Raw genomic sequence first — 789 nt, forward strand, 5'->3', positions numbered from 1 at the left:
GATGCGTTGAAGGTGGGACTATTAGGGCTATTTCTGGTTATACTTTGTTCTATAGTGATGTCCAAGGTACCGAAAGCCTCGGATGTCGATACCAGCCGAAAGGAGAAACCATGAGTCCGCTTGATTACTTTCTGATTGGCATAGCTGTGTTCTTCTCTGTTGGAACCTACTTCGCACTCAAAGATGAATAACCTCAGCCTCTGACTGAGCTATCCACCAACTGCAATCTCAAAGCCTACCTGTTCCCAGGTAGGCTTTTTGTTTGGCGGCTTCTTCACGGTCATAGTTTTCTTTCGCCTGAGGTACAAGTGAACGTGCCTTGGGCTAGTAACCTGCACCGTGCTCATGGCCGCAAATACGTTCAGGCCCATATTTGGGCATGTGCGCTCATTTCCCGATGTGCCGGCATCCGGCAGTATGTTGAGGTAGGGAAGTCCTGGACCCAGACTTAAGCTGACAAGACCGCGCGCGAGCTGGTTCCCGCATCCCATCCCATTCTTCGGCAGGCGAGGTTCGCCGCTCTTCGCTCGCCTCTCCCTGTCCACCTTTTGCATTTCCATTCCTGTGTGACTCATCACTAGCACCAGGCCGACTCCGGAAAACCGGAAAACAGGCTTTGGCAATCAACTCAGTGAACGCCCCTCGCAAGGGCACACCAATCAGGGAGAAACACATGAAGGGAATGCAGTCAGTAGCGACCATGAACGTGCAAACGGATATGTTCGGCGCACCGTCGGAAGACAGTAAACGAGTCAGAGTAAAGGCAGTGCCGTTGCGCTTGCAGAAAAC

Annotated in this window: 1 protein-coding gene; it reads left to right on the plus strand. The window is 52.1% G+C overall.

Annotated elements, in window-relative coordinates; translation table 11 throughout:
* The coding region (locus JK635_RS27770) for a hypothetical protein (protein ID WP_235887790.1) at window positions 1-191 on the plus strand (191 nt) is incomplete at its 5' end.
* Window positions 192-789 lie beyond the last annotated feature (598 nt).

This window comes from Neobacillus paridis, assembly GCF_016765675.1.
Lineage (GTDB): Bacteria > Bacillota > Bacilli > Bacillales > Cytobacillaceae > Neobacillus > Neobacillus paridis.